This is a genomic window from Streptomyces sp. NPDC052023 (assembly GCF_044548465.1).
GTDB lineage: Bacteria > Actinomycetota > Actinomycetes > Streptomycetales > Streptomycetaceae > Streptomyces.
Window position 1 is genome coordinate 581,589 of record NZ_JBIUBW010000003.1, and the last position, 25,338, is coordinate 606,926.

20 protein-coding genes and 1 pseudogene are annotated in these 25,338 nt (G+C 70.8%); 8 read left to right on the forward strand and 13 right to left on the reverse strand.

The genetic code is table 11. The features are described 5' to 3' along the window. Positions 1-246 precede the first annotated feature (246 nt). The 6 genes and pseudogenes from ACIHCM_RS10240 to ACIHCM_RS10265 all read right to left on the reverse strand — a co-directional run bounded on the left by ACIHCM_RS10240 (position 247) and on the right by ACIHCM_RS10265 (position 5,863). On the reverse strand, positions 247-765 hold the full coding sequence (locus ACIHCM_RS10240; protein WP_399892084.1) for a hypothetical protein: 519 nt from the start codon (positions 763-765) through the stop codon (positions 247-249). Between the two features lie 74 nt (positions 766-839). Beyond that, positions 840-998, reverse strand: a pseudogene (locus ACIHCM_RS10245) (sugar ABC transporter permease); the annotation flags it as partial. 26 nt (positions 999-1,024) lie between these two features. After that, positions 1,025-3,253, reverse strand: a complete 2,229-nt coding sequence (locus ACIHCM_RS10250) for a molybdopterin cofactor-binding domain-containing protein (RefSeq protein WP_399892087.1) — start codon at positions 3,251-3,253, stop codon at positions 1,025-1,027. A gap of 9 nt (positions 3,254-3,262) precedes the next feature. Continuing rightward, positions 3,263-4,246, reverse strand: coding sequence for an FAD binding domain-containing protein (locus tag ACIHCM_RS10255; protein WP_399892090.1), 984 nt, complete (start codon positions 4,244-4,246; stop codon positions 3,263-3,265). Further along, on the reverse strand, positions 4,243-4,812 hold the full coding sequence (locus ACIHCM_RS10260; RefSeq protein ID WP_399892093.1) for a 2Fe-2S iron-sulfur cluster-binding protein: 570 nt from the start codon (positions 4,810-4,812) through the stop codon (positions 4,243-4,245). The genes ACIHCM_RS10255 and ACIHCM_RS10260 overlap by 4 nt, the downstream gene beginning before the upstream one ends. 331 nt (positions 4,813-5,143) lie before the next feature. Beyond that, on the reverse strand, positions 5,144-5,863 hold the full coding sequence (locus ACIHCM_RS10265; RefSeq protein WP_399892096.1) for a TetR/AcrR family transcriptional regulator: 720 nt from the start codon (positions 5,861-5,863) through the stop codon (positions 5,144-5,146). 127 nt (positions 5,864-5,990) lie between these two features. On the opposite strand from ACIHCM_RS10265, the gene ACIHCM_RS10270 reads away from it, so the two are divergent. The 7 genes from ACIHCM_RS10270 (at position 5,991) to ACIHCM_RS10300 (ending at position 14,097) form a co-directional block, all read left to right on the forward strand. Then, positions 5,991-7,211 carry a saccharopine dehydrogenase family protein gene (locus ACIHCM_RS10270; RefSeq protein WP_399892099.1) on the forward strand — a complete coding sequence of 407 codons (1,221 nt, stop codon included), beginning with the start codon at positions 5,991-5,993 and terminating at the stop codon, positions 7,209-7,211. 223 nt (positions 7,212-7,434) lie between these two features. Continuing rightward, positions 7,435-7,971 (forward strand): (2Fe-2S)-binding protein, encoded by a 537-nt coding sequence (locus tag ACIHCM_RS10275; protein WP_399892102.1) that lies wholly within the window; start codon positions 7,435-7,437, stop codon positions 7,969-7,971. Next, positions 7,968-10,454 carry a xanthine dehydrogenase family protein molybdopterin-binding subunit gene (locus tag ACIHCM_RS10280; RefSeq protein ID WP_399892105.1) on the forward strand — a complete coding sequence of 829 codons (2,487 nt, stop codon included), beginning with the start codon at positions 7,968-7,970 and terminating at the stop codon, positions 10,452-10,454. Before ACIHCM_RS10275 ends, ACIHCM_RS10280 begins: the two co-directional genes overlap by 4 nt. Then, positions 10,451-11,305, forward strand: a complete 855-nt coding sequence (locus ACIHCM_RS10285; RefSeq protein WP_399892108.1) for an FAD binding domain-containing protein — start codon at positions 10,451-10,453, stop codon at positions 11,303-11,305. Before ACIHCM_RS10280 ends, ACIHCM_RS10285 begins: the two co-directional genes overlap by 4 nt. Positions 11,306-11,413: 108 nt before the next feature. Continuing rightward, positions 11,414-12,196: an AAA family ATPase gene (locus ACIHCM_RS10290; protein ID WP_399892111.1), complete on the forward strand. Its 783-nt coding sequence runs from the start codon at positions 11,414-11,416 to the stop codon at positions 12,194-12,196. Between the two features lie 4 nt (positions 12,197-12,200). Then, positions 12,201-13,409, forward strand: a complete 1,209-nt coding sequence (locus tag ACIHCM_RS10295; protein ID WP_399892114.1) for a VWA domain-containing protein — start codon at positions 12,201-12,203, stop codon at positions 13,407-13,409. Positions 13,410-13,440: 31 nt separating this feature from the next. Further along, positions 13,441-14,097: an SRPBCC family protein gene (locus tag ACIHCM_RS10300; protein WP_399892118.1), complete on the forward strand. Its 657-nt coding sequence runs from the start codon at positions 13,441-13,443 to the stop codon at positions 14,095-14,097. A 7-nt stretch (positions 14,098-14,104) separates the two neighbouring features. On the opposite strand, the gene ACIHCM_RS10305 is transcribed toward ACIHCM_RS10300, so the two are convergent. Continuing rightward, positions 14,105-15,343, reverse strand: a complete 1,239-nt coding sequence (locus ACIHCM_RS10305) for a SpoIIE family protein phosphatase (protein ID WP_399892121.1) — start codon at positions 15,341-15,343, stop codon at positions 14,105-14,107. Between the two features lie 207 nt (positions 15,344-15,550). On the opposite strand from ACIHCM_RS10305, the gene ACIHCM_RS10310 reads away from it, so the two are divergent. Then, positions 15,551-18,016: a SpoIIE family protein phosphatase gene (locus tag ACIHCM_RS10310; protein ID WP_399892124.1), complete on the forward strand. Its 2,466-nt coding sequence runs from the start codon at positions 15,551-15,553 to the stop codon at positions 18,014-18,016. Positions 18,017-18,086: 70 nt separating this feature from the next. Here the strand turns inward: ACIHCM_RS10310 and ACIHCM_RS10315 are convergent, their stop codons facing one another. The 6 genes from ACIHCM_RS10315 to wrbA form a co-directional block, all read right to left on the reverse strand. Beyond that, a complete protein-coding gene (locus tag ACIHCM_RS10315; RefSeq protein ID WP_399892127.1) occupies positions 18,087-19,511 on the reverse strand; it encodes an FGGY-family carbohydrate kinase in 1,425 nt (474 codons plus the stop codon). A 117-nt stretch (positions 19,512-19,628) separates the two neighbouring features. Continuing rightward, positions 19,629-21,092, reverse strand: coding sequence for an FAD-binding oxidoreductase (locus ACIHCM_RS10320; protein ID WP_399892130.1), 1,464 nt, complete (start codon positions 21,090-21,092; stop codon positions 19,629-19,631). 67 nt (positions 21,093-21,159) lie between these two features. Next, positions 21,160-21,936: an SDR family NAD(P)-dependent oxidoreductase gene (locus tag ACIHCM_RS10325; RefSeq protein WP_399892133.1), complete on the reverse strand. Its 777-nt coding sequence runs from the start codon at positions 21,934-21,936 to the stop codon at positions 21,160-21,162. 35 nt (positions 21,937-21,971) lie between these two features. Further along, positions 21,972-23,279, reverse strand: coding sequence for a nitrate/nitrite transporter (locus ACIHCM_RS10330; RefSeq protein WP_399892136.1), 1,308 nt, complete (start codon positions 23,277-23,279; stop codon positions 21,972-21,974). Positions 23,280-23,488: 209 nt separating this feature from the next. After that, positions 23,489-24,055: a glycerol-3-phosphate responsive antiterminator gene (locus ACIHCM_RS10335; RefSeq protein ID WP_399892140.1), complete on the reverse strand. Its 567-nt coding sequence runs from the start codon at positions 24,053-24,055 to the stop codon at positions 23,489-23,491. 298 nt (positions 24,056-24,353) lie between these two features. Beyond that, entirely contained in the window at positions 24,354-24,974 is a 621-nt protein-coding gene (wrbA, locus tag ACIHCM_RS10340) for an NAD(P)H:quinone oxidoreductase (RefSeq protein ID WP_399892143.1), read from the reverse strand. Positions 24,975-25,338: the final 364 nt, after the last annotated feature.

Below are 25,338 nucleotides of genomic sequence, written 5' to 3' on the forward strand. Positions count from 1 at the left end.
GACCGCGCATGTGCCGCCCGTGTGACAGCGTGTGCTCTTCTCTGATCCTCGCTCACACGTCCGACCGTGTGCGGGAGTCGCGGACCGGCCCGTGGACGGTCGGTCAGTCCTGCCACCGGTAGCGGTCACGGGCCTTCGTGACCGTTTCCGGGTCGACGGCGGCCGGCGAGGCCGACCCGGCGCCGGTCTCCGCCTCCGCGCCCACCAGCAGAACCCGCCACGCCCTCCGCCTCGACCTCCACCACGTCACCGTCCCGGCGGGTACGGAACACGGTGCCCGCCGAGCCGTCCCGGGCCGGGATCGTGGTGACCGTCGTCATGCCGCCGGCCGGTGCGTGGACGCGCAGCGTCACACCGTCCGCCCAGTCGTAGACGGCCGAGTCGCCGCTCGCGCCGAACGGGATCACCGACCCGGGGGCGGGCGAGCAGCGGCAGGCTGTCGAAGCCGTACCGCTCGCGTCGCCACCCGGGCCCCTGGACCTGGTCGCCCGACAGCACATGTGTCCAGGTGCCCGCCGGGACGTAGTACTCGACCTCGCCGTCCACCGAGAAGACGGGCGCCACGAGCAGATCGTCGCCGAGCATGTACGGCCGGTCCAGTGACTGGCAGGCGGGGTCGTCCGGGAACTCCAGCACCATGGCGCGCATCAGGGGAGTGCCGTGCTCGGCGGCCCGGCGTGCCGCGCGGAACAGGTACGGCATCAGCCGGTGCTTCAGCCGGGTGAAGTCGCGCGTGACGGCGACCGCCTCGTCGTCGTAGTCCACGGCACCCGGTACGACTTGCTGCCGTGCAGCCGGCTGTGCGACGAAAGCAGCCCGAACTGCACCCACCGCTTCAAGCGGCGGGAGAAGAAGACGGCGAGGGCGAGACCGACGGTGAACTGGCCGAGCAGCGAGCCGAGGGCGAAGAGCGCCGTGTGCCACAGCGCGTCGGCGAACAACTCGTCGGCGAAGACCGCCCGCCAGTTGGCCAGACCGTTGAAGGGGGCCTCGCCCGTGGACGGTGGGCCGGACCGGCCCGGTTTCAGGAATCCAGCAGGGGCAGACCCGGCAGCACCTTCTCGATGGTGATCGGGAAGTCGCGCACCCGCACTCCGGTGGCGTTGAAGACCGCGTTCGCGACAGCCGCACCGGCCCCGCAGATGCCGAGCTCACCGGCGCCCTTCGCGCCCAGGGGGTTGGCCTTGTCGTCGTACCCGTCGAGGACCACGGCCTCTACCGCGGGAATGTCGGCGTGGACCGGCACCAGATACCCCGCCAGATCGCGGTTGACGAAGGCGCCGGACCGCGCGTCGACGACGGCCTCCTCCTCAAGTGCCGCGCCGACGCCCCAGATCATGCCGCCGATCAGCTGCGAGCGGGTCGTCCTGGGGTTGAAGACGCGGCCCACCGAGAACACGCCGAGCATGCGCCGCAGCCGGATCTCGGCGGTGTCCGCGTCGACCCCGACCTCGGCGAAATGGGCCCCGTAGGTGTTGATCGAGTAGTCGGAGTAGTTCGGATCGTCGCCCATGTAGCGGACCTGACCCTCCGCCTCCATACCCTCGGGACTGCTGCGCGCGACGATCGCGCTCAGCGCCTGCGACCTGCCGCCGGCAGACACGTCGCCGTCGGAGAACACGGCGTCGGCCGCATCCAGGCCGTGCAGCGGGGAACTGGTGTCGCGGCGTGCCGCGTCCAGCAACCTCTCGCGCAGGGCCAGGCACGCCCGATGTGCGGCGGTGCACGAGTTGGTGGCGCCCCACGAGCCTCCCGACCCCCAGCTGGTGGGATTGTCGGAACGGCCGGGATCGACGCGCACCCGTTCCAGCGGAAGTCCGAGTCCGTCGGCCACGACCTGGGTGAGGACGGTGTAGGTGCCCGTACCGATGTCGGTCATGTCCGTCAGGACGACCGCCGTGCCGTCGGCGTCGAGCCGCACACGGACGGCGGTCGGCCCCTGGAAGTGTCCCCGGATGGCGGCGGACATGCCGTAGCCGACCAGCCATCGTCCCGCACGGACGCTCGCCGGGGTGAGTGGGCGGTTCTCCCAGCCGAACCGGCGCGCGCCCTCGCGCAGGCACTCGACCATGTGCCGGTCGCTGTACGGCACGTCCCGCTCGGGATCGACGGTGGGCTCGTTGCGGATCCGCAGCTCGACCGGGTCCATCCGGAGCACGTCGGCCAGCTCGTCCATGGCCGACTCGACCGCCAGCATGCCCGGTGCCTCGCCCGGCGCGCGGACGTCCGTGCCCCGTGGCAGGTCGAGTGCCGTGAGCCGGTGGCTGGTCAGCCTGTGGGGAGCGGCGTAGAGGCTGCGGACGGTGGCGGCGGTCTGCTCGGCGTACTCGATGTCGGGGTTGGTGTGCATGGTGACGTCGTGGGCGATCGCGGTAAGCCGTCCGTCGCGCCCCGCCCCCAGCCGGACCCGCTGGCTCGATATCGGGCGCATGCCCACGAGCTGGAAGACCTGCTGGCGGGTCATCGCGACCTTGACCGGCCGGCGCAACGTGCGGGCGGCGAGCGCCGCCAGGACGGTCTCGGAATGGATGCCCAGCTTGGAGCCGAACCCGCCGCCCACGAACGGGGCGACGACATGGACCCGCTCCGGGTCCATCCGCAGCGTGCCGGCGACCGAGGCCCGCGCCGCGTCCACGATCTGCGAGCTGACGTAGACGATCAGGTCCTCGCCACGCGGCTCCGACAGACAGGCGTTGGGTTCGATGGGCAGCGAGAACTCGTACGGCGTCGAGTACCGCTGGTCGACCTGGACGTCCGCGCCGGCGAACCCGGCGTCGAAGTCGCCCACCGCGGTGTCGGTGGGCAGGCCGGCGTTGACCACCTTGGGGATGTACGCGTCGTCCTCGTACTCGCCGAAGTCGAAACGGCCCCGCCCTTCCCGGTATTCGACCTCGACGAGTTCGGCCGCGCCGCGGGCCTGCTCGAAGGTCTCGGCGACGACGAGGGCGACCGGTTCGCCGTAGTAGTGGATCTCGGGGCCGGTCATCTCCGGCTGGGCGCGCCAGTACTCGAACGAGATGGATTCGTCGCGCGGGCCCTGCTCCGGGACGTTGAGATGGGTCATCACCCAGTGCACGCCGGGTGCGCGTTCGGCGCTGTCCGTGTCGATCCGGGTGATGCGGCCCTTGCCGATCGTCGCACCGACGATGAAGCCGTACAGCGGCTGCCCGGCCTCCCAGTGCTCGTAGGCGTAGGCTGCCCGGCCGGTCGCCTTCAGCGGGCCGTCGACCCGGTTCACTGCTCGCCCGATCATGCGGCCTCCTCAGCTCGCCCCGGCCACCTGCGCCAGCGTGCGGCACAGCGTGCGTTTCGCCAGGTCGATCTTGAAGTCGTTGTGTCCCTGCCCGACCGCGTCGCGCAGGGCCTCCTCGGCCGCCGCACGGTAGGTGGACATCGTGGCCGGGCGCCCGGTCAGCGCGGCCTCCGCCTCGAGCGACCGCCACGGTTTGTGCGCCACACCACCGAACGCCACGCGCGCCCCGTGGATCGTTGCCTGCTCGACCGAGACGACGGCGGCCACGGAGACCAGCGCGAACTCGTAGGAGGCCCGGTCGCGCACCTTGCGGTACCTCTGCCGGCCCGGCGGGGGCGGTGGCAGGACGACGCCCGTGATCATCTCGCCGGGCCGCAGCTCGGTCTCGATGTGCGGCGTGTCGCCCGGCAGCCGGTAGAAGTCGGCGATGGCGACGCGGCGTACCGCCTCGTCGGCGTCGAGCAGTTCGATCTCCGCCTCCAGGGCGGTCAGCGCGACGGCCATGTCCGACGGCTGGGTGGCGATGCAGGAGTCGCTGGCGCCGAGGATCGCGTGCATCCGGTTGAACCCGCCGATGGCGGAACAACCGGACCCGGGCTCGCGCTTGTTGCAGCCTGCGGCGGTGTCGTAGAAGTACGGGCAGCGGGTGCGCTGCAGCAGGTTCCCCCCGGTGGACGCCTTGTTGCGCAACTGGCCCGAGGCGCCGGCCACCAGCGCCTCCGACAGCACCGGATAGCGGGCGCGCACGCGTTCGTCCGCGGCCACGTCGGAGTTGGCCGCCTGGGAGCCGATACGCAGTCCGCTGTCCGGAAGTTCCTCGATGCTCCGCAGGGGCAGCCGGCTGATGTCGACGAGATGGCTCGGCGTCTCGACGTCGAGTTTCATCAGGTCGAGCAGATTGGTGCCACCGCTGATGAACTTGGCGCCGTCCCTGGACACCGCGGCGAGGGCGGCCTGCGCGTCCGTCGCCCGCTCGTAGGTGAAGGACCTCATGGCGTGCCGCCTTCCGCCGTGCTCCGGATGGCCGCGACGATGTTCGGATAGGCGGCGCACCGGCAGATGTTGCCGCTCATCCGCTCGCGGATCTCCTCGTCCGTCAACGCGATGTGCGGCGAGGCCACGTCGGCGGTGGCGTGACTGGGCCAGCCCGCCGCCACCTCCGCGAGCATGCCGACCGCCGAACAGATCTGGCCCGGCGTGCAGTAGCCGCACTGGAAGCCGTCGCTGTCGACGAAGGCGCGTTGCATGGGGTGCATGTTCTCGGGAGTGCCCAGGCCTTCGACCGTGACGATCTCGTCGTCCTCGTGCATGACGGCCAGCGTCAGGCAGGAGTTGACGCGCCGGCCGTTGATCAGCACCGTGCAGGCGCCGCACTGGCCGTGGTCACAGCCCTTCTTGGTCCCGCTCAGGCGCAGATGCTCGCGCAGCGCGTCGAGCAGGGAGGTGCGTGGATCCAACTCGAGCCGTCGTACCTGGTCGTTGACGCTCAGCCTGACCGCGATGGCCGGAGCCGTCCCGTCGTGGCTCCGCCCGGTGGAGCCCGTGTCCGATGAGGTCATAACGGCCCGCCTTCCTCGTTAGGTGCGGGTGTCTGCTGCTTGTGCCTCGCCGCCGCAGGGCGCGCTCCAATGCCGCCCGTCGCGCCTGCCGGGTCCGTCCCCTGATCTCAGCGTCTCGCGAAAACCGCCCTACCGCTCGTCGGAAGGTGGACGACCCGTCGCCGGCACCTTCTCGTCGGGCCGCAGCAGGCGGCCGCGATCCGCGTGGGCGGGGCGACGGCCGGCAATGATCAGCTGGAGGCTGGGGCTGAGGCGGAGGCGGCCGAGGATGACCGGTCCGATGCGGAGGCGGCCCACGAGTGGACCGCGCAGGGCCGCTTCGCCGCCTGCTTCACCGGTCCCCCTGGCCTCCCAGCCTGTCCAGCTGGGCACCCACGCTGTCCAGGATCATCTGCAGGGCGGTCGGGTACGCGCTGGTGGGCATGCGCGAGGCCAGCAGGGGCGCCGCCTCGGCGATGCGGGGATACGCGTCGGCGGGCAGCGTCGCGTACGTCGAGCGCCACATCTCCTCATCCGAGCGCAGCGACTGCTTCGGCAGGGCGAGCGACGCGGCGTCGAGGGCGGCGAAGGCCAGGGTCTGGTCGATGAACGCGTGGTAGATGCGCACGGTGTCCGGCAAGGGGAAGCCCGCCGTACGCAGGATGTCCAGGACCGCTTCGTCGGCGGCCAGCTCGTTGGCGCGTCCCGAGACGCGGCTCGCGGTCAGTACGGCCGCCTGGGGGTGGGCGGTGTACGCGGCGTGGATACGAAGGCCCACGCCGCGCAGATCGTTCCGCCAGTTCCCGGTGGGCCGCCAGCCGTCGAGCGCCTGCCCGATGAGCCGGTCGCCGATGGCGAGGATCAGGTCGTCCATCCCCCGGAAGTAGCGGTACAGCGTGCTCGGGTCGCAGTCGAGGACCAGGCCCAGGCGGCGGGCGGTGAGCCCCGCGCCGCCATGCTCGCGCAGCAGCCGCAGGGCCGCGTCGACGAACGCGCTGCCGGACAGCACGGTGCCGCTCCTGGTGGGGCGGCGCCGCCGTCGGTGTTCCTCACGGACGACGGGCTTCGGCACTTCGGCTCCTTGAAACGGGTGTGTCTTATGCCAACGTCATTGACCTTATGTGGGCGGGGCGCATTTGATTCCGGCCAAGGGCCCCTTCCCGTTCCGATCGACACCCGACCGAGAGGCGATACCGATCATGCGCGTACTACTCGTGGGAGCCGGTGGCGTGGGCACGGCGATCACCCGGATCGCGGCCCGCCGGCAGTTCCTCGACACCATGGTCGTGGCCGACTACGACCGCTCGCGGGCCGAGGCGGCCGTCGCGTCCCTGGGGGATCGTGGCGATCGCTTCCGGGCCGAGCAGGTGGACGCCCAGGACGAACAGGCGGTCACGGCGCTGTTGCGCCGCCACGAGTGCGACGTACTGCTCAACGCCACCGACCCCCGCTTCGTCATGCCCCTGTTCCAGGCGGCGCGCGGCGCGGGCGTCACCTACCTGGACATGGCGATGTCGTTGTCCCGGCCGCATCCCGAGCGCCCGTACGAGGAGTGCGGGGTGAAGCTCGGCGACACGCAGTTCGCGCAGGCGGCACAGTGGGAGCAGAGTGGCGCCCTGGCGCTGGTCGGCATGGGCGTCGAGCCGGGCCTTTCCGACGTCTTCGCACGCCACGCGGCCGACGAACTCTTCGACGAGATCGAGGAGATCGGCATTCGGGACGGAGCCGACCTCACCGTCGACGGCCTCGCGTTCGCCCCGTCCTTCAGCATCTGGACGACCATCGAGGAGTGCCTCAATCCGCCGGTGATCTACGAGGCGGAGCGCGGGTGGTTCACCACCGCGCCGTTCAGCGAACCCGAGGTGTTCGACTTTCCCGAGGGCATCGGCCCCGTCGAGTGTGTGAACGTCGAGCACGAAGAGGTCCTCCTCGTGCCACGGTGGATCGACGCGCGGCGTGTCACCTTCAAGTACGGCCTGGGCGGCGACTTCATCGACACCTTGAAGACCTTGCATCTGCTGGGGCTCGACAGCACGCAGCCCGTCACCGTGCCCGGTCCCGACGGCCCGGTCGCCGTCTCGCCCCGGGACGTCGTCGCGGCGTGTCTGCCCGACCCGGCCACGCTGGGCGAGCGCATGCGGGGCAAAACCTGTGCCGGCACCCTGGTGCGGGGCCTGAAGGACGGGAAGCGGCGCGAGGTGTACCTGTACCACGTGGTGGACAACCAGTGGTCCATGACGGAGTACGGCTGCCAGGCCGTGGTGTGGCAGACGGCGGTCAACCCGGTGGTCGCGCTGGAGCTCCTCGCGTCGGGCCGTTGGACCGGCAAGGGCGTCCTCGGGCCGGAGGCCTTCCCGGCGCGGCCCTTCCTGGACCTTCTCACCGAGTACGGGTCCCCCTGGGGCATGCGGGAGCAGTGAGGGTGACGAGGGTGGGGCCTCGCCACCTTCACCCTCCTGCGCTCACTCGCGGTGTGCCCGGCGCCCGGACGGGGCGGCCGGGCGCTCTCCCGGCCGCAGTGGATCAACGTTCAGCGCGATGCTGCCGCAGCACTCGCCGCTTCCCAGGGGCGGACTTAGAGTGACCTACATCACGCCACTATGGCTGATTCCCTCACTCCTGCCCGCACGGCCTGGAGGGCGCATGACCCATGTCAAGGTGAACGTGGACGGCACGACGTACGAGGACGACGTGGAACCCCGTCTCCTCCTCGCCCACTACCTGCGCGACCGACTCGGCCTCACCGGTACCCCGATCGGCTGCGACACCTCGAACTGCGGGGCGTGCACGGTGGACCTGGACGGGGTCACCGTGAAGAGCTGCTCGGTGCTGGCCGTGCAGGCCGACGGCGGCGACGTGACCACCGTCCAGGGGCTGGCGAAGGACGGCGAGTGGACGACGCTGCAGCGCGCCTTCCACGAGCACCACGGCCTGCAGTGCGGCTTCTGCACACCAGGGATGATCATGGCGGCGCGCGACCTGCTGCGCGAGAAGCCGCTACCGACCCCCGGCGACGTCCGGCAGGCCCTGGAAGGGAACCTGTGCCGCTGCACCGGTTACCAGAACATCGTCCGCGCCGTGCTCGCCGCGGCCGGACAGGAGGCCGTCTCCGAAGGAGAGGTCATCCTGAAACAGGAGACCACCTCCGGGCGGCAGGCCGGCGAGGAGGCCACGGCATGACCGATCAGGCCGTAGAGAACGAGGTCGGCCGCTCCCGGCTCCGCAAGGAGGACGCCCGGCTGATCACAGGCCAGACCAACTGGACGGACAACATCCAGGTCGCGGGCATGCTGCACATGGCCGTACTGCGCAGCCCGATGGCACACGCCCGCGTCACCCGCGTGGACGTCGGCCCCGCCCTGGCACGTCCCGGTGTGGTGGCCGCGTTCAGCGGCGCCGACCTCGCCGGCGGGCTCGGCTCGCTGCCGTGCGCCTGGCCCGTGACCGAGGACATCGTGCTGCCCGACCACCCGCCGATCGCGGTGGACGAGGTCCGCTACGCCGGAGACCCGGTGGCGGTCGTCGTCGCCCGCGACCGGTACGCGGCGGCCGACGCGCTGGAGTCGGTCGAGGTCGACTACGAACCGCTGCCCCCGGTCCTCGACCTGGAGGCCGCGCTCGCCGAGGGCGCCCCGCTCGTCCACGCCGACAAGGGCACCAACCGCTGCTACACCTGGCCGCTCGCCGCCGGCGAGAGCTTCGAGGCGGTACGGGAACGCGCCGAGGTGACCCTGAAGCGCCGCTACCACCAGCAGCGGCTGATCCCCAACGCCATGGAACCGCGTGCGGTGGTCGTGACACCGCTCGCCGCCTCCGGCGAGTACACGGTCCACTCGGCCACCCAGATCCCGCACATCCTGCGGATCATGCTCGCCACCGTCACCGGCGTCCCCGAGCACAAACTGCGCGTCGTCGCCCCCGACGTCGGCGGCGGCTTCGGCTCCAAGCTCCAGGTGTACGGCGAGGAGGCCCTCGCCCTGACGGTGGCCCGCAAGCTCGGCCGCCCGGTGAAGTGGACCGAGTCCCGCTCCGAGGGCTACCTCGCCACCCACCACGGCCGGGGCATGATCCAGGACATCGAGATCGCCGCCACCCGCGAGGGGAAGCTGCTCGGCCTGAAGGTGGACCTGCTCGCCGACATGGGGGCCTACCTGATGCTCGTCACCCCGGGCATCCCGATCCTGGGCGCGTTCATGTACCCGGCGATCTACAAGATGGACGCCTACGAGTTCACCTGCACCGGCGTCTTCACCACCCGCACGCCCACGGACGCCTACCGCGGCGCCGGCCGCCCCGAAGCCACGTACGCCATCGAACGGATCATGGACGAGCTGGCCGTCGAACTGGGCCTGGATCCTCTCGAGGTGCGCCGCCGGAACTGGATCCGGCACGATGAGTTCCCCTACACCACGATCGCCGGACTCACCTACGACAGCGGCAACTACGAGGCCGCGACGGAGAAGGCGCTGTCCCTGTTCGGCTACGACGACCTGCGCGCCGAGCAGCGTGAGCGCAACGGACGCGGCGACCCGGTACGCCTGGGCATCGGCGTGTCGACGTTCACGGAGATGTGCGGCCTCGCGCCGAGCCGGGTGCTGCGCGACCTGAGGTACGCGGCCGGCGGCTGGGAGGCGGCGAGCATCCGCATGCTGCCGACCGGCAAGGTCGAGGTCGTCACCGGCACCAGTCCGCACGGACAGAGCCACGAGACCTGCTGGAGCCAGATCGCGGCGGACGCGCTGGGCGTGCCCTTCGAGGACATCGAGGTGATCCACGGCGACACCAAGACCGCGCCGCAGGGCATGGACACCTACGGCTCCCGGTCGCTGGCGGTCGGCGGCGAGGCGGTGCACCGGGCCGCGGTCAAGGTGGTCGACAAGGCGCGCAAGGTCGCCGCGCACCTGCTGGAGGCCAGCGAGCAGGACCTGGAGTTCAACGGCGGTGTCTTCTCCGTCAAGGGCTCACCCGAGGCCCGCAAGAGCATCCAGGAGATCGCCTTCGAGGCGTTCACCTCGCACGACCTGCCGGACGGCATCGAGCCGTCCATCAACGCCGAGACGGTGCTCGACCCGGAGAACTTCTCCTTCCCGCACGGCACCCACCTCTGCGCCGTCGAAGTCGACACGGAGACCGGCAAGACGCGGATCCGCCGCTACGTCTGCGTGGACGACGTCGGCACCGTCGTCAACCCGATGATCGTCGAGGGGCAGGTGCACGGCGGGCTCGCCCAGGGCATCGCGCAGGCACTGTTCGAGGAAGCCGTCTACGACGACGAGGGCAACCTCGTCTCCGGCACCATGGCGGACTACCTCGTACCGTCGGCGGCGGACCTGCCGGACTTCGTCACCGACCGGACCCTGACGCCGGCGGCCGACAACTCGCTGGGCGTCAAGGGAGTCGGCGAGGCCGGGACGATCGCGTCGACGCCCGCCGTGGTGAACGCCGTGGTCGACGCGCTGCGGCCGATCGGCGTGCGGGACGTTCGGATGCCCTGCTCGCCGCACCGGGTGTGGCAGGCCGTCCAGGCGGCGCGAGCCGGCGTGTCCGGCGTGTCCGGCGACGACGCGGGGACGGGTCCCGCGCAGTCCGGCCAGTCCGCACAGGCGGCGAGGTCGGGCGACGTGGGCCAGTACGGCGCATCGGACAAGGAAGGCCCGGCATGATTCCTCCCCCCTTCGAGTACGCCCGTCCGGAGACCGTCGCCGAGGCGGTGCGCACGCTCGCCGACGCGGGCGAGGACGGCAAGGTCCTGGCCGGCGGACAGAGCCTGCTGCCGCTGCTGCGGATGCGGCTGGCCTTCCCCGAACTCGTCGTGGACGTCGGCCGGATCCCCGAGCTGCGCGGCGTCCGCGAGGACGGCGACATGCTGGTCATCGGCGCCATGACCACGCATCACGAGGTGGTCAACGACCCGCTGGTACGCCGCCACGCCGGTCTGCTGGCAGCCGCCACGGCCACCGTGGCCGACCCGGCCGTCCGGCACCGGGGCACCCTCGGCGGCTCCCTCGCGCACGCCGACCCGGCCGCGGACCTGCCCGCCGTCGCGCTGGCCCTGGACGCCGACCTGGTGGTGGCGGGGCCCACCGGACGGCGCACGATCCCGGTCCGGGACTTCTTCGTCGACTACCTCCAGACGGCGCTGGCCCCCGACGAACTCCTGGTCGAGGTGCGCATCCCGAAGACGGACGGCTGGAGCTTCCACTACGAGAAGTTCCACCCGGTCGCCCAGTCCTGGCCCATCGTGGGCGTCGCGGCGCTGGTGCGGCGCGACGACGGGCACGTCACCGAGGCGCGCGTCGGACTGGCCAACATGGGCTCCACCCCGCTGCGGGCCACGGCTGCCGAGGAGGCGATGGCCGGCGCCGACGGTCCCGAGGCCGTCGCGCGGGCCGCCGAGACGGCTGCCGAGGGCACCCGGCCCTCGCAGGACCTCGCCGCCGACCCCGAGTACCGGCGTCACCTCGCGCGCGTGCTGACCCGGCGGGCGGTGCTGACCGCCACCGGCTGGGGGTGAGCGCCCATCGCCCGGCTGGACGACCCGGAACAGGTACGGGCACGCCTGGAGGAGACGGGATACCTCGTCGACGAGGGGCTGGCCGTCACCTGCTTCCTGGCCCTGAGGATGCACCGGCCGCTCTTCTGCGAGGGCGACGCGGGAGTCGGCAAGACGGCGCTGGCGGCGGCACTCGCCGAGGTGCTCGGCGCGCCGCTCATCCGCCTCCAGTGCCACGAGGGCATCGACGCCTCCCAGGCCCTGTACGACTGGGACTTCCCACGTCAGTTGCTGCACCTGCGGGCTGCCGAGGCGTCCGGAGTGACCGACGCCGACCGTCTGGAGAGCGAGCTGTACGACCGCCGTTTCCTCATCGCGCGGCCGTTGCTGCACGCCCTGCAGACACAGCCCTCGGTACTGCTGGTCGACGAGATCGACCGGGCCGATGACGAGTTCGAGGCGTTCCTGCTGGAGCTGCTCTCCGAGTACTCGGTCACGATCCCGGAACTGGGCACCCTCCGGGCGGAGCAGCCGCCGGTCGTGGTCCTGACCTCGAACCGGACCCGGGAGGTGCACGACGCGCTGAAACGGCGCTGTCTGTACCACTGGTTCGACCACCCCTCCTTCGACCGCGAGCTGGCCATCGTGCGGCGGCGGCTCCCCGAGGTGTCCGCGCGGCTGGCCGAGCAGGTCACCGCGCTGGTGCAGGCGCTGCGCGGCGCGGACCTGGTCAAGCCCCCAGGGGTGGCCGAGACGATCGACTGGGCCCAGGCCCTGGACGCACTGGGCGCGGACGAGGTGGACGCGGAGCTCGCCGTGGCCACGCTGGGATCGGTGCTGAAGTACCGGGAGGACATGGACCGGGCCCGGAACCTGGACCTCGCGGCGGCCCTGACGGTCCGGGGGACGTGACGTGATGGGCACGGCGGAAGGCGATGCGGCCCCGGCGGACGCGACGGCCAGGGGACCGGGCACCCAGCGGCTCGCGGCGGACGCCGTGCTGCTGGGATTCGTCCGGGCGCTGCGGGCGGCAGGCCTCGACGCCGGTACGGAACGGCTGTACGCCTTCCTGCGCGCCGTCGACCTGCTGCGGCCCGGCATGCGCGCGGACGTCTACTGGGCGGGGCGGGCGACGCTGTGCGGCGGCCACGACGACCTGGACCGGTACGAGCGGGTGTTCGCGGCCTACTTCGCCACCCGTGACGCCTCGGCTCGACGCCCGTCGCGTACCGCCCTCCCGCCCCGGCTGCGCCTCGCCGCGCGGCAGACCGTCGCGGCGCCGCGCGACACGGGCGACCGCAAGCCGTCCGGTCCCCCCACGGCCACCCTGGCCAGCTCCGCCGAGGTGCTGCGGCACCGTGACTTCGCGGGCCTCGACGCCGCCGAACGCGCCCAGGTGCGGCGCCTGCTCGCGGCCTTCGCGCTCCAGGGGCAGACCCGGCGCGCGGCGCGGCGGCGGCCCGCCCGGCGCGGCGGACTCGACCCGCGCCGGACGGTACGGGAGTGGCTGCGGCGCGGTGGCGAACCGGCCCGGTTGCGGCGGCACGCGCGCATGGAGCGGCCCCGCCGGGTCGTGCTGCTCGTCGACGTGAGCGGTTCGATGGCGCCGTACGCGGACGCGTTGCTGCGGTTCGCGCACGCCGCGGTGCGTGGCGGCCACACCGAGGTGTTCACCATCGGCACCCGGCTGACCAGAGCGACCCGTGAACTGTCGCACCGCGATCCGGACGTGGCGATGGCGGCCCTCGCCGCCGCCGTGCCGGACTGGCGCGGCGGTACCCGGCTCGGCGAACTGCTCCGCGAGTTCCTCAACCGCTGGGGACAGCGCGGCATGGCGCGTGGCGCCGTCGTCGTACTCCTGTCGGACGGCTGGGAACGCGGTGATCCGGAACTGCTCGGCGCGCAGATGCGCCGGCTGCACGCCCTGGCCCATCAAGTCGTCTGGGCCAACCCGCGCAAGGCCCGCCCCGGCTACGCGCCCCTGGCCGCCGGCATGGCCGCTGCCCTGCCCAGCGTCGACGCCTTCGTCGAGGGGCACAGCCTCGCGGCACTGGAACGGCTGGCGGCCGTGGTGCGGGGAACGGCTGACGCCGCGGACGCCGGCCGGGGAGCGCGGCGTGCCTGATGTCCACACCCCCCGAGCCGAGGAGGAAGTCATGGAGTTGCAGCACGAGTTCACCGTTCCCGTCCCGGTCGACGAGGCCTGGCAGGCGCTCCTCGACATCGAACGTGTCGCGCCGTGCCTGCCGGGTGCGACCGTGGAGAAGTTCGACGGTGAGACCGTGACCGGTTCGGTGAAGGTCAAGGTCGGCCCGATCACGGTGGCCTACCGGGGCACCGCGGTCTTCGCGGAGAAGGACGAGTCGGCGCACCGGATGGTGCTCGTGGCGAGCGGCCGGGAGACCCGCGGACAGGGCACGGCCCGGGCGACGCTCACCGCCTCGCTGGGCGGCCGGGACGACGGTACGGCGGTGTCGGTGCGGACCGATCTTTCGGTGACCGGCCGGCCGGCCCAGTTCGGGCGTGGGGTGCTGGCGGAGGTGGGCGACCGGCTGGTGGGCCAGTTCGCGGCGTGCCTGGCGGACCGGCTGGCCGGGCCGGCCCCGGCCGCGGAGCAGGAACCGGCCCGGCCTGCGGAGGGCGAGCAGGCGCCCCCCGGCAGGCCCGAGCCGGAACCGCTCGATCTGCTGCGCACGGCCGGGCTGCCGGTGGCCAAACGGGCGGCGGCCGTGGCGGCGGCCCTCGCGGCCGTCGCCGTGGCGGTCGTGCGGCTCCGGCACCGCTGCCGAGCGGGGCACCGACGCCGCCGGTGAGGAAAGGTCAGAGGCGGATCACGATGAGGGCGATGTCGTCGGCGGCGCCTTGCTCGACCTCGAGGCGGGCCAGCAGCGCGTCGGCCAGCTCACCGGGGGAGAGGGCCCTGTCCTGGGCCAGGGCCGTGGTCAGCCGTGCCAGGCCGGCGTCGATGTCCTCGTCGCGGCGCTCGATCAGGCCGTCGGTGTACATCACCAGGGTGTCCCCGTGGGCGTAGGGCAGGCCGGCCTGCGGGCGGGGGACGTGATGCGGACGGGCGCCCAGCGGCGGATCGGTCGCCTGGTCGAGCAGTTCGCAGGTCCCGTCCGAGTGGAGCAGGACGGGCGGCGGGTGTCCCGCGTTGCTGTAGATGATCAGCATGCTGCGGGTGTCGATGAGCGCCTTGACCGCGGTCGCGGCCGTGGCGCCGTCCATGGAACGGGCGTAGAGACCGAGGACCTCCAGCGCCTGGGCGGGACTGGGGAGGGCGCGAATGACCGCGCTCAGGGCGCTGCGGAGCATGCCCATGACGGCCGCGGCCTGCAGGCCGTGGCCGACGACGTCTCCGACCGCGGCGGCGTAGCGGTCGGGCGGCAGGTCGACGACGTCGTACCAGTCACCGCAGACGTTCAGCGAGGTGGTCGCCGGCAGGTAGCGCACGGCGATGTTGTCGTGGTGCCGGTCCAGGTCGGGAACGGAGAGCATCGCCTCCTGCAGGGTGACCGCGACCTGCTGCTCACGGGCGTGGGCCTGACGCAGTTCCTCGTTCAGCCGGTGCAGCTCGACGGCCCGCGCGTACAGCTCGGCCGCCAGCCCTTCCTCACGCTCGGTGAATTCCTCGGTGAGCCGGCGTGCCCAGCGTGACTGGACGAAGGCGGTGACGTCCTCCGCCCACTGGACGATCCACCTCACCTTGCCCTCGGGCCCGCATATCGGCGTATGGACCTCCGACCACCATCGCTCCTGGAACTCGCCCGGCTCGTCGAGCGCCGGGATGTCGTACCGCTGCAGCACCAGGGTGTCGGGCTTCGCGGTGTCGAGGACCCGGCACAGTGACGCCTTCACGTTTTGCTGTGCGTCGTCGAAGGTGGCGGGACTCGCCGGGAGGGCGTCGAAGAAGCAGTTGCCTATGAGCTGCTCCCGGGTCCGGCCGGTGGCCTGCAGGTATGCGGGGTTGACGTAACGAATGACCAGGTCCGTGTCGAGTACCAGATACGGGCTCGGTGTGGCGTCGAAGAACGCCGTGAAATCGATGTCCGCTGTCATACGCGCTCTCCGTGGGCTGTGAACGCGATGCCGTGTACTCCAATCTACGAGCCATCCCGCGGCCGGGCTCGCCCGAGGCGTTCGCGAACGTCAGCGGCAACGCGGCACTGTCACAAGTCAGACATCTTTCCGGTCATATGCGGCAAAGGGCTGAATCTTCCCGGGTCCCTTCCCGTAGTACGTCCGCCGTTGGAGGGCAGCAACGCAATGACCACAACCAGCGACGGTCCCGTGACAATACGAAAACAGCAGCTGAACGCGAACGCCCTGTCCGATGCGGCCATCGCCCTGCTCGACGAATGGGGGACCGTGGTGGGGTGGACGAAGGCCGCCGAACGGCTCGTCGGGCGCTCCGCCGCCGAGGCGGTGGGCCGGCCGGCCGGGCTCGCGTTGCCGGCCTTCGCGGAAGTGCCGACGACTGCCGCCTTCGTGGAGCGGTGCCTGGCCCGGAACGGCTGGTCAGGAACCACGCAGGCACGCCACCGCGACGGCCGGATGCTCGACGTCAGCCTGCGGATCTCGGAGTTGAAGGGACTCGGTGGCGCGACGCGCTGGCTCGTCACCCTGGCCGACGAGGGCGTGTCGGGGGACACGATCGACGAGTCGGTGCGAGGGCCACTGCTCGCGCGGGCGCCGATCGGCGTCGTCATCCGGGACGTGCAGCTGCGGTGTGTCTGGATGAACGACACGATCGAACATCACGACGGCGTTCCCCGTGACCAACGGCTCGGCCACCGTTTCACCGAGGCGCAGCCCTGTGCCGAGTCCGAAGTCATCGAGGCGATGATGCGGCAGGTGCTCCAGAGCGGCACCACCAAGGTCCACGAGTACCGGACGTGGCTGCGGACCGACCTGGGCCAGGACCGTCCGTTCGCGGTCTCGTTCCACTGCCTCGTGGACGCCGACGGCCAGGCGCTCGGCGTCTGCGTCATCACGGCCGACGTCACCGAGAGCCGGCTGGTCCGCGAGCGCCTCGCGACGGTCAGCGAGGCCAGCGGGCGGCTGGGCAGCACCCTGGACGTGATGCAGGCCAGCCAGGAGCTGGCCGACCTCGCCGTACCCCTGCTCGCCGACTACGTCGCCGTGGACCTGGAGCTCTCGGCCGCCTTCGGTGAGGGCCCCCCGATGCTCATCGGCGCGACGGACAAGCGCCTTCCCAGCCTTCGGCGCGCGGGTATTGCCTCGGTACGCCACGGGGCTCCGGAATCTCCATGGCGGCGCGGCGAACCGACCGTCGTCCCACCGGCCTCGCCCCTGCTCGCCGTCCTGCGTACCGGCAGGTCCCATCTGGAGCCGATGCTGGACATCGGTGCCGGGACGTGGCTGGACCGCAGCCCGGACCTGACGCGGAGAATCCACCGGCACGGTGTGCACTCGATGATGATCGTGCCGATCCGTACGCGGCGCGCCGTGCTGGGCTCGGTGCTGTTCCTGCGCAGTCACGAGCCCTCGTCGTTCCAGGAGGCCGATCTGCGCCTGGCCGAAGAACTCGTGAACCGCGCCGCACTGTCGCTGGACAACGCGCGCCGGTATGCCCGCGAGCAGACCGCGGCGCTCACGCTGCAGCGCAATCTTCTGCCCCGCCACCTGACGGGCGGCACGGCGGTCGACGTGGCCTCGCGCTATCTGCCGGCCGACATGGACCACGGTGTCGGAGGTGACTGGTTCGACGTGATCGCGTTGTCCGGCGCCCGGGTGGGGCTCGTCGTCGGTGATGTGGTCGGGCACGGCCTGCACGCCGCGGCGACCATGGGCAGGCTCCGCACCGCGGTCCACACGCTCGCCGACATGGAGCTGCCTCCCGACGAACTGCTGACCCACCTCGACGACACGGTTCACCGGCTGGGCGAGGAGGAATGTGACGCCCCGGAGCAGGTTCCCGTGACCACGGGAGCCACCTGTCTGTACGCGGTCTACGACCCCGCCACCCGCAGGTGCACCATGGCGTCCGCCGGGCACCCGCCGCCCGCGATCGTCGACCCGCACGGCCGGGTCACCTACCCCGAGTTGCCCACGGGAGCACCGCTGGGTGTCGGTCTCGGAGAGCCCATGGAGTCCGTGGAGCTGGAACTGGCCGAGGGCAGCGTTCTCGCGTTGTACACCGACGGCCTGGTCGAGCGGCGGGACCAGGACATCGAAGAGGGCATGCACCGCCTGGCCACCGCCCTCGCGGAACCGGGCCGTTCCCTGGAGGACCTCTGCGACATCGCCACAAAGACCCTTCCCGACGAGGCGCCGTTCGACGACGTCACGCTCATGCTGGTCCGCACCCGCTGCCTCGACAAGAGCCAACTGGCCTCCTGGGCCCTGCCCGGCGATCACTCCGCCGTCCGCGACGCCCGCAGGCTGGCCGCAGCGCAGCTGAAGGAATGGGGCCTGGAAGATCTCGAGGACCCCACGAAACTGATCGTCGGCGAACTCGTCACCAACGCCATCACCCACGGCACGGTACCGATCGGACTGCGGCTCATCCGGCACAACGTCCTGACCTGCGAAGTGTTCGATGCCAACTGCTGTGCCCCCCAGCCGCGCCGGGCGCGCACCACGGACGAGAACGGCCGCGGCCTCCTTCTCGTCGGCAAGCTGTCCCGCCGATGGGGCTCCCGCTCGACCTGGGGCGGCAAGGTCGTCTGGGCCGAACAGGACCTCAGACCCCACCACCACAGGTCCTAGGACGGTCTGGCCGCAGGCGCCTTTCACCGGACAGGGGCCGTCCCCGGCCCACAGGACCAGCTCCCTTCCTTCAGCCGAACAGCTCGTGGGACTCCCGGTAGAGGCCGTCGGTGTGGTGGCGGGCCTCGGCGTGGATCTTCCGGAGCTTCGTGTAGAGGGCATGGTGGGCCGGGACGGGCGTGAAGGCCTCGCCCGTGCGGACCATGGCGTCCACGGCGCCGTCGAAGTCCGGGTAGGTGCCGGTGGCGACGGCGGCGGTGAGGGCCGCGCCGAGGCCGGCGCCACCGGCGGCGGCGCGGCGGGCGGGTACGTCGAAGACGTCGGCGAAGATCTGCATGATGACGTCGGAGGCGGAGCCGCCGCCGGAGACGACGACCTCCTCGAACCGGGTGCCGAGTTCGGCCGCCATCTTGCCCGCCGTCTCCCCGATCGTCAGCGCGAGCGCTTCGAGGATCGAGCGGTAGATGTGGAAGCGGCCCTGGCGGCCGTCGAAGCCGAGGATGGAGCCCTTGCGGTACGGGGCCTCGGTGGGAGCGAGCCAGTCCAGTACGGTGATCAGGCCCTCGGAGCCCGGCGGGACGAGGGCCGCCTGCCGGTTGATGTACTCCTCCGCGCTGATGCCCGCCTCCCTGGCCGGGGCGGCCACTTCCTCGCCGAGCAGATCGCGGTACCAGCTGACCGTCCACATACCGCGCCGTACACCGCTGCTCTCGTAGAGGTAGGCGTGCGGGGTGGCGGCGTAGTTGGTCCAGAAGCCGGTGCCGTGCTTGACGTTGCGGCTGCCGGTGGTCATGCCGGCGACGTAGGTGCCGAGGGAGACGAGGAGGGTGTCCGCGGAGCGCAGTCCCGAGCCGAGGGCTTCGACGGCCTTGTCGTTGGCGGTGGCGACGACGGGCAGCCCGGCGGGGATGCCGGTGTGGGCGGCGGCCGCCTCGGTGACGGCGCCCAGGATGTCGCCGGGCTGGACGAGCTCGAAGAGCATCGAGCGGTCGAGGCCGGCCTCGGCGACCCGGGCGTCGTCGGTCGTCCAGCCGAAGGTGTCGGAATCCAGGGGCCACATGCCGGCGTAGTTGGCGGCGGTGTCGCGGAACTGCCCGGTCAGGCGGTGGGTGATGTAGCCGGAGGACGTGGTGACATAGGCGGCGTCGGGCGTCGCGCGTTCGTAGGGCCCGGAGACGCGGGCGTCCATCCAGCTCATGACCGGCTGGGCCAGGGTGCCGTCGGCCTTCAGGACCGCGCGGCAGAACCGGATGGTGCACAGGCCGGCGCCCGCGATGTCGGCCGGGTCACCGGGGAAGGCCGCCATCGCCTGGCGGGCCGCTGCGCCGATCGAGGTCCACAGGTCGTCGTCCGGATGCTCGACGACACCGGGGCGCGGGGTGTCGTAGGGGCGCAGCGCGCTGCGGCCCTCACTGACGACGCGGCCGTGCTCGTCGAAGACGCTGACCTTGGACGACTGCGAGCCGTTGTCGATGCCGATGAAGTACCGGGACATGCCCACTCCGGGGGTGCGGGGCCCGGACGTCGTCGTCCGGGCGGGAGGTGAGGGGGGTCGAAGGCGATGCGACGGTGCGCCGGACCGCCCGTGAGCGGTCCGGCACCGGGATGCGGCTCAGTCCTCGATCGGGAAGATCGTGCCCTTGTTCATGATGCCGTTCGGGTCGAAGGCCGCCTTGAGCTTGGCGAGCATGTGATAGGCGGAGCCGTGCTCCTCCTTGGTCCACGGGGTGCGGTACTTGCCGACGCCGTGGTGGTGGACCATGGAGCCGCCGACCTTGAGGGCCTCTTCGACGATGATCGCGTTGAGCGGGATGTGGTACTTCGCGATCTCCTCCCGCGGCTCACAGTTGATCTTGTAGTCGTACACGAAGTAGAGGTTCGTGCCGGTCTGGTAGGAGTGCGACGAGTGGGCGCCGAGCATGATCAGGTCGTCGGCGTGCGGGTACTCGTCGCGGATCCGGTCGATGACGTTGTCGTAGAGCTCGACGGTGTGGGACCAGTCGACGGAGACCTCGGTGGTGTAGCCCAGCTCGTTCTCGCGGAGCATGGTCTCCTTCTCCGCGTCGATCTTGTCCTGGCCCCAGTTGAGGTTGGCGAACCAGGTGGAGATCAGTTCGGGGTCGACCGCGGTGTGCTCGTGCCGTCCGGCGACCCGCCGGATCTCCTCGCTCGTCGCCTTGACCAGACCCTTCGGACCCTCGGCGACGAAGACGACGACGCACTTGCCCTCGTAGAAGTGCGCGAAGTGCTGACGGGCGTCCTCGGGCGAGTAGACGCGCACCACGGACGGGCGGTAGCCGCCTGTGACCACCTCACGGATGATGGCCACACCGGTGGCCATGTCGTCGACGAGGAAGCCGTGGTACTCGTTGTTCTCCGGCTGGTACGGGAAGACCTTGACGGTGACCTCGGTGATGTAGCACAGGGCGCCCTCGTTGCCGATGACGATGTGCCGGATGTCCGGGCCGGCCGCACGGCGCGGAACGTTCTTGATCCTCGAGACGGTGCCGTCGGGGAAGACCGCCTCCAGCCCGACGACCATGTCCTCGATGGCGCCGTAGAGAGTGGACAGCTGGCCGATGGAGCGGGTGGAGACCAGGCCCCCGTACTGGGCCAGCGGCTTGGACTGCGGTGAGTGACCGGTCGTCAGGCCCTGTGCGCGCAGGACGTCCTCGAGCTTCTGCAGCGGTACTCCGCAGCCGACGGTGACCTGCATGTTCTCGGCGTCGATCTTGACGATCTCGTCGATGCCGGAGCCGTCGAGGACGATCGTGTCCTGGACGGCCGTCTCCAGACCGCCCTCGGTGCCGGTACGGCCGGTGCGGGCGACCACGTTGATCAGGTTCTCGTTCGCGAACCGCAGGACGGCGGCGACGTCGGCGGTGCTCTTGGCCTTCACGATGGCGCAGGGGAAGGGGCCGTCGTAGATGCCGTGGACGGAGGTGAACTTCTTGAAGCGGTCCACGCTCGCCTCGCGCAGTTGCTCCTCGTCGGTGACGACCTTCTCGGGGCCGACCAGGTCGGTGAGCCCGGCGACGATGTTCTCTCGGTCCAGCTTGGAGACGGACGGTGCCATGGTGAATCTTCCTCTTGCTTCTTGGGGGGAGGCGGAAGGCTGATGGGGGGTGAAGGTGGGGGGCGGGTCAGCGGACCAGGTAGCCGCCGTCGACGGGCAGGACGTGCCCGTTGACGTAGTCGGAGGCGCGGGAGGCGAGGAACACGGTCGCACCCATGAGGTCGGCGACGTCGCCCCATCGTCCGGCCGGGATGTGGTCGAGCACACGCTGGTTGGTCTCGGGGTCGGAGCGCGTCTCCTCGGTGATCTTCGTGGCGAAGTAGCCCGGGGCGATCGCGTTGACCTGGATGTTGTACTGCGCGAGCTCGTCGCAGTAGGCCTTGGTGAACCCGGCGATGCCGTGCTTGGTGGCGGCGTAGGCCGGGGACCACTGGCCACCGAGGAAGGAGAACATCGAGGCGATATTGATGATCTTGCCGGAGCGCTGCGGGATCATGAACTTGATGGCCTCGTGGCTCAGCTCGAACGGCGCGGTCAGGTTGATGTTGATCATCGGGTCCCACTCGGCGCGGCCGAACTCCTGGACGGACGCGAGATTACAGATGCCGGCGGAGTTCACGACGATGTCCAGCGAGCCGAAGGCATCCACGCAGCCCTGGACGATCTCGGCCGGGACACCCGGCTGGGTGAGATCGGCCTGGAGGAATTCCATCCGGCGGCCCTCGGCCTCGATCAGCTTCGCGGTCGTGCCGTCGTCCGGCGTCACGCTGGGCACGAACACGTTGGCGCCCGCCTTGGCCAGGGCCAGCGAGAACGCCTTGCCGAGGCCGGTGTTGCCACCGGTGACGATGGCGTTCTTGCCGTCCAGGGAGAAGAAGTCGCGGTTGAACTCGGTGATGTCCATCAGTTCGTCTCCGGGAAGGTGTCAGGTCGGGGCGGTCAGTCGGCAGCGAGCTGCGGCTGGGGGGCGGTGATGCGGGCCGCCACCTCGCGGGCACGGACCCGCTGGGTGAGAGTCGTGACGATCAGGCCGAGGACGGCGGTGGCGAGCAGGACGGCGAACAAGGTGGTGTAGCCGCCGCCGCGTTCCGGGACGGCGGGCTCGGCGGTCGGGTCGCCGATCCACCAGGCGGCCAGCGCCGGGAGGAAGGCGTCGGGAAGGTAGGCGAGCCCGGAGGCGAGGCCGATCACGCCGCCGCGCTCGTTCTCCGGGATCTCCACTTCGCCCACCGTCGCCCAGTAGACCCCCCGGGCGGCGAAGACGAAGAGGCACAGCACGAACATCAGGGTCAGGGCCACCCACATCAGCGCGCTGGTGCGCGGCATCACCAGGAAGGCCGCGGCGATCACCGCACAGCCGGCGAACATCCAGCGCAGGAACTTCGGGGAGGACTTGGTGACCTTGTCGACCAGGACTCCGCCGGCCGGGCCGGCGACGAACTGGAACACGTAGGTGCGCACGACGCCGATGACACCGATCACCCCGGCGGCCAACCCGTACTGGTACTCCAGCAGCGGTGAGAAGTAGCCGAGCGTGGTGTAGAAGCAGTACATCAGCATGACCGTGAGGCCGATCAGCCAGGTGTACCTGTTCTTCGCCGCGAGCAGCAGCTGGCGCAGCGTGACGGCGGAGGAGCCGAGCGCGGCCAGCTTCCCCTTGTCCTCCCGCACGCAGAGCCAGACGGCCGCCGCGAGCACGAAGCAGAGAATGCCGTAGATCCGGATCAGCCACAGGACCCCGTGGGCGGGGACGACGGCCATGGCGACGATCGCGGTACCCACCAGGCCCACGAGCGTCGAGGTGATGCCCCGCACGCCCTCCAGGAAGCCGAAGAGCCGGCCCTGTTCCGAGGCGTCGCCCAGCATTCCGATCGCTTTCACCAGAGCGGGCCAATAGAGGCCCATTCCGAGGACCGCGAAGGCGATGTGGACGAGAAGAGCGCCGAAATATCCTGGCGCGGTGGCCAGATAGATGTCGGCGATTCCGGTTCCCACCAACGCGATCGTGATCAGCAGGCGCGGGGAGAATTTGTCGGCGAACCAGCCGCCGAAGAAGTACATCACCATCGCCACGACACCGAACACGGAGACGATGTTTCCGTAGTCCTGGGCCGACAGTTCAAGCGCCTTGGCCGTCGGGCCCAGGAAGACGAACCGGATGTACGCCACCTGGTAGACGATGCCACCGGTCATCGACAGGATCAGAAAGGCGATCCACCGCCGTGATCGGCCGGTCTTCTCCGCCATGGACCACTCCCTTGTGGTGATTTCGGACAGAACGGCGAATGTAAACAAAAAAAGAGAACAGCAAACACCCTGTGGAAAGGGAGTTACTGTTCTCTCGTCTCTAGTAACTGCCGCGTCGCGAGGCCGCGGCCGATATGAAGTTGTTGCCGAGCGCCGCCAAAGCTACGTTCCGGGCGTCGCGGCGTCAATCCCTGGAATGGTGGCCGCCGTCACATCGTCCAGACCTCCTGGTTCGACGAGGCGATGGCTGCCGCGCCCGCGCCCAGGGCGGCGATCACGTCGTCGCGGTCGCAGACCAGGCCGCCGGCGATCAGCGGGACGTCGATGTCCGCGACCACCCAGCCGATCACCCGGGGCATGCAGCCCGGCAGGATCTCCACGCTGTCGGCCTTCGACATCGCGACGTGCTTCGCCAGGTTCCGGTACGACATCGAGTCGATCAGGAAGAACCGGTGCACGGCGTAGAGTCCCAGCTCCCGCGCGGCACGCACCATGTGCGCCTTGGAGCTGAGCACACCGTCGGCCTCGGTGCGCTCCTTGACGTAGCGCACCACGATCTCCTTGCCGCCGAACCCCTCCAGCAGGTCCACGTTGACGAACACGATCTTCCCCGCGGCCTTGAGGGTGGCAACGGTCTCCGTCAGGTCGAGAACCGACCCGTACAGCAGGAAGACCACCTTGCACTCGGCTTCCAGCACCGCCTTCAGCCCGGCCTCGTCCTTCACGCTCGCGACGATGGGGTGGTCTTCGAGCAGAGTGGCGAGGGGGGTGGGCACGGCGGGCTCCAGACACGCAACGGGAACGGTTGAGCGACAGGCCAGGATAACCCGTGGCGGAATGCCGCGAGCCGTGGTCTGCTGCCCCGCCGGCGCCGGCGTTCTCGCGACGGTGTGACACGTTGCGGCGACCCATATGATCGCACGTCTGCGTGATGTATCACACCGTGTGCACAGTGGCGGGCCGTCGGCCGGCCGGTGGCGTCGCGGAGGTCCCGAACCCGCGATGACCCGACAGCCGCACCTCGATGTGCGGCTGACGGGCCAGGTTCCTCCCCTTCGGCCGAAGGGGCAGGCGTCAGGCGGCGGCGAGTCCGGCCTTCAGGCCGGCCGCGATCCTGACCACGCGCTCGGCCTGGACGCGGGCCGCGGCACGGGTGGTGTCACCCACCGGGTTGTTGCCCTGCGCGTCGACGTGGGACGTGCCGTACGGGTTGCCGTCGGCGAACTTGACGGCGTCGGTGTAACCGGGGGAGACCAGGATGCCGCCGAAGTGGTGGATGGAGTTGTACAGCGCGAGCAGCGTGGACTCCTGGCCGCCGTGGGTGGTGGCCGTGGCGGTGAAGCCGCTGTAGACCTTGTCCGCCAGCTTGCCCTGCGCCCACAGGCCACCGAGCGTGTCGATGAACTGCTTGAGCTGCGAGGCGATGTTGCCGAAGCGGGTGGGGCTGCCGAAGATCACGGCGTCGGCCCAGACCAGGTCGTCCGGGGTGGCGACGGCGGTGTCCGCGGTGGCGGCCGCGTTGGCTGCCCAGGCGGGGTTGGAGTCGATCGCGGCCTGGGGGGCCAGTTCGGCGGCCTTGAGGAGGCGGACCTCGGCGCCGGCCTTCTCCGCGGCCTGCGCGATCTCCTGGGCGATCGCGGTGACGGTGCCGGTGGAGGAGTAGTAGACGACGGCAAGCTTGACGGGGCTGTTCACTACGTGGACTCCGTGTGATCGGTGGCGGATGCGTGGGGATGGCTGGTCAGCCGTGACACTGCGTGCCTGATCCGGGGCACCCGCCGACAATGGGTGGTAGCCGAATAGGTTGAACACTAAACCATCTCGAGGGCGTTTGCAGCGTCCGGGGCGGGGTGTGGCGACGGTCACATGGGGTCAGGCGCAACCTTCTCGCTCCGCGTGACCCACAACGTGGCAACGAGACCCGCCCCAGCGCGGGTCCACTGCGGCACCGGGGTGGCCGGCCGGGCGCCCACGGCAGGGGGCGCCCGGGGGCGTCCGCGTCGGAGCGCCGGCGGCGGCACGCCTGACAGCCCCAGAACGGCCGACCCGCGCGGACATC

Bases quoted from the DNA above. Each gene is read 5' to 3' on its own strand.
- ACIHCM_RS10250 (WP_399892087.1), bottom strand. From the start codon at position 3,253: ATGATCGGGCGAGCAGTGAACCGGGTCGACGGCCCGCTGAAGGCGACC.
- ACIHCM_RS10255 (WP_399892090.1), bottom strand. From the start codon at position 4,246: ATGAGGTCCTTCACCTACGAGCGGGCGACGGACGCGCAGGCCGCCCTC.
- ACIHCM_RS10260 (WP_399892093.1), bottom strand. From the start codon at position 4,812: ATGACCTCATCGGACACGGGCTCCACCGGGCGGAGCCACGACGGGACG.
- ACIHCM_RS10270 (WP_399892099.1), top strand. From the start codon at position 5,991: ATGCGCGTACTACTCGTGGGAGCCGGTGGCGTGGGCACGGCGATCACC.
- ACIHCM_RS10275 (WP_399892102.1), top strand. From the start codon at position 7,435: ATGACCCATGTCAAGGTGAACGTGGACGGCACGACGTACGAGGACGAC.
- ACIHCM_RS10280 (WP_399892105.1), top strand. From the start codon at position 7,968: ATGACCGATCAGGCCGTAGAGAACGAGGTCGGCCGCTCCCGGCTCCGC.
- ACIHCM_RS10285 (WP_399892108.1), top strand. From the start codon at position 10,451: ATGATTCCTCCCCCCTTCGAGTACGCCCGTCCGGAGACCGTCGCCGAG.
- ACIHCM_RS10290 (WP_399892111.1), top strand. From the start codon at position 11,414: ATGCACCGGCCGCTCTTCTGCGAGGGCGACGCGGGAGTCGGCAAGACG.
- ACIHCM_RS10295 (WP_399892114.1), top strand. From the start codon at position 12,201: ATGGGCACGGCGGAAGGCGATGCGGCCCCGGCGGACGCGACGGCCAGG.
- ACIHCM_RS10300 (WP_399892118.1), top strand. From the start codon at position 13,441: ATGGAGTTGCAGCACGAGTTCACCGTTCCCGTCCCGGTCGACGAGGCC.
- ACIHCM_RS10305 (WP_399892121.1), bottom strand. From the start codon at position 15,343: ATGACAGCGGACATCGATTTCACGGCGTTCTTCGACGCCACACCGAGC.
- ACIHCM_RS10310 (WP_399892124.1), top strand. From the start codon at position 15,551: ATGACCACAACCAGCGACGGTCCCGTGACAATACGAAAACAGCAGCTG.
- ACIHCM_RS10315 (WP_399892127.1), bottom strand. From the start codon at position 19,511: ATGTCCCGGTACTTCATCGGCATCGACAACGGCTCGCAGTCGTCCAAG.
- ACIHCM_RS10320 (WP_399892130.1), bottom strand. From the start codon at position 21,092: ATGGCACCGTCCGTCTCCAAGCTGGACCGAGAGAACATCGTCGCCGGG.
- ACIHCM_RS10325 (WP_399892133.1), bottom strand. From the start codon at position 21,936: ATGGACATCACCGAGTTCAACCGCGACTTCTTCTCCCTGGACGGCAAG.
- ACIHCM_RS10330 (WP_399892136.1), bottom strand. From the start codon at position 23,279: ATGGCGGAGAAGACCGGCCGATCACGGCGGTGGATCGCCTTTCTGATC.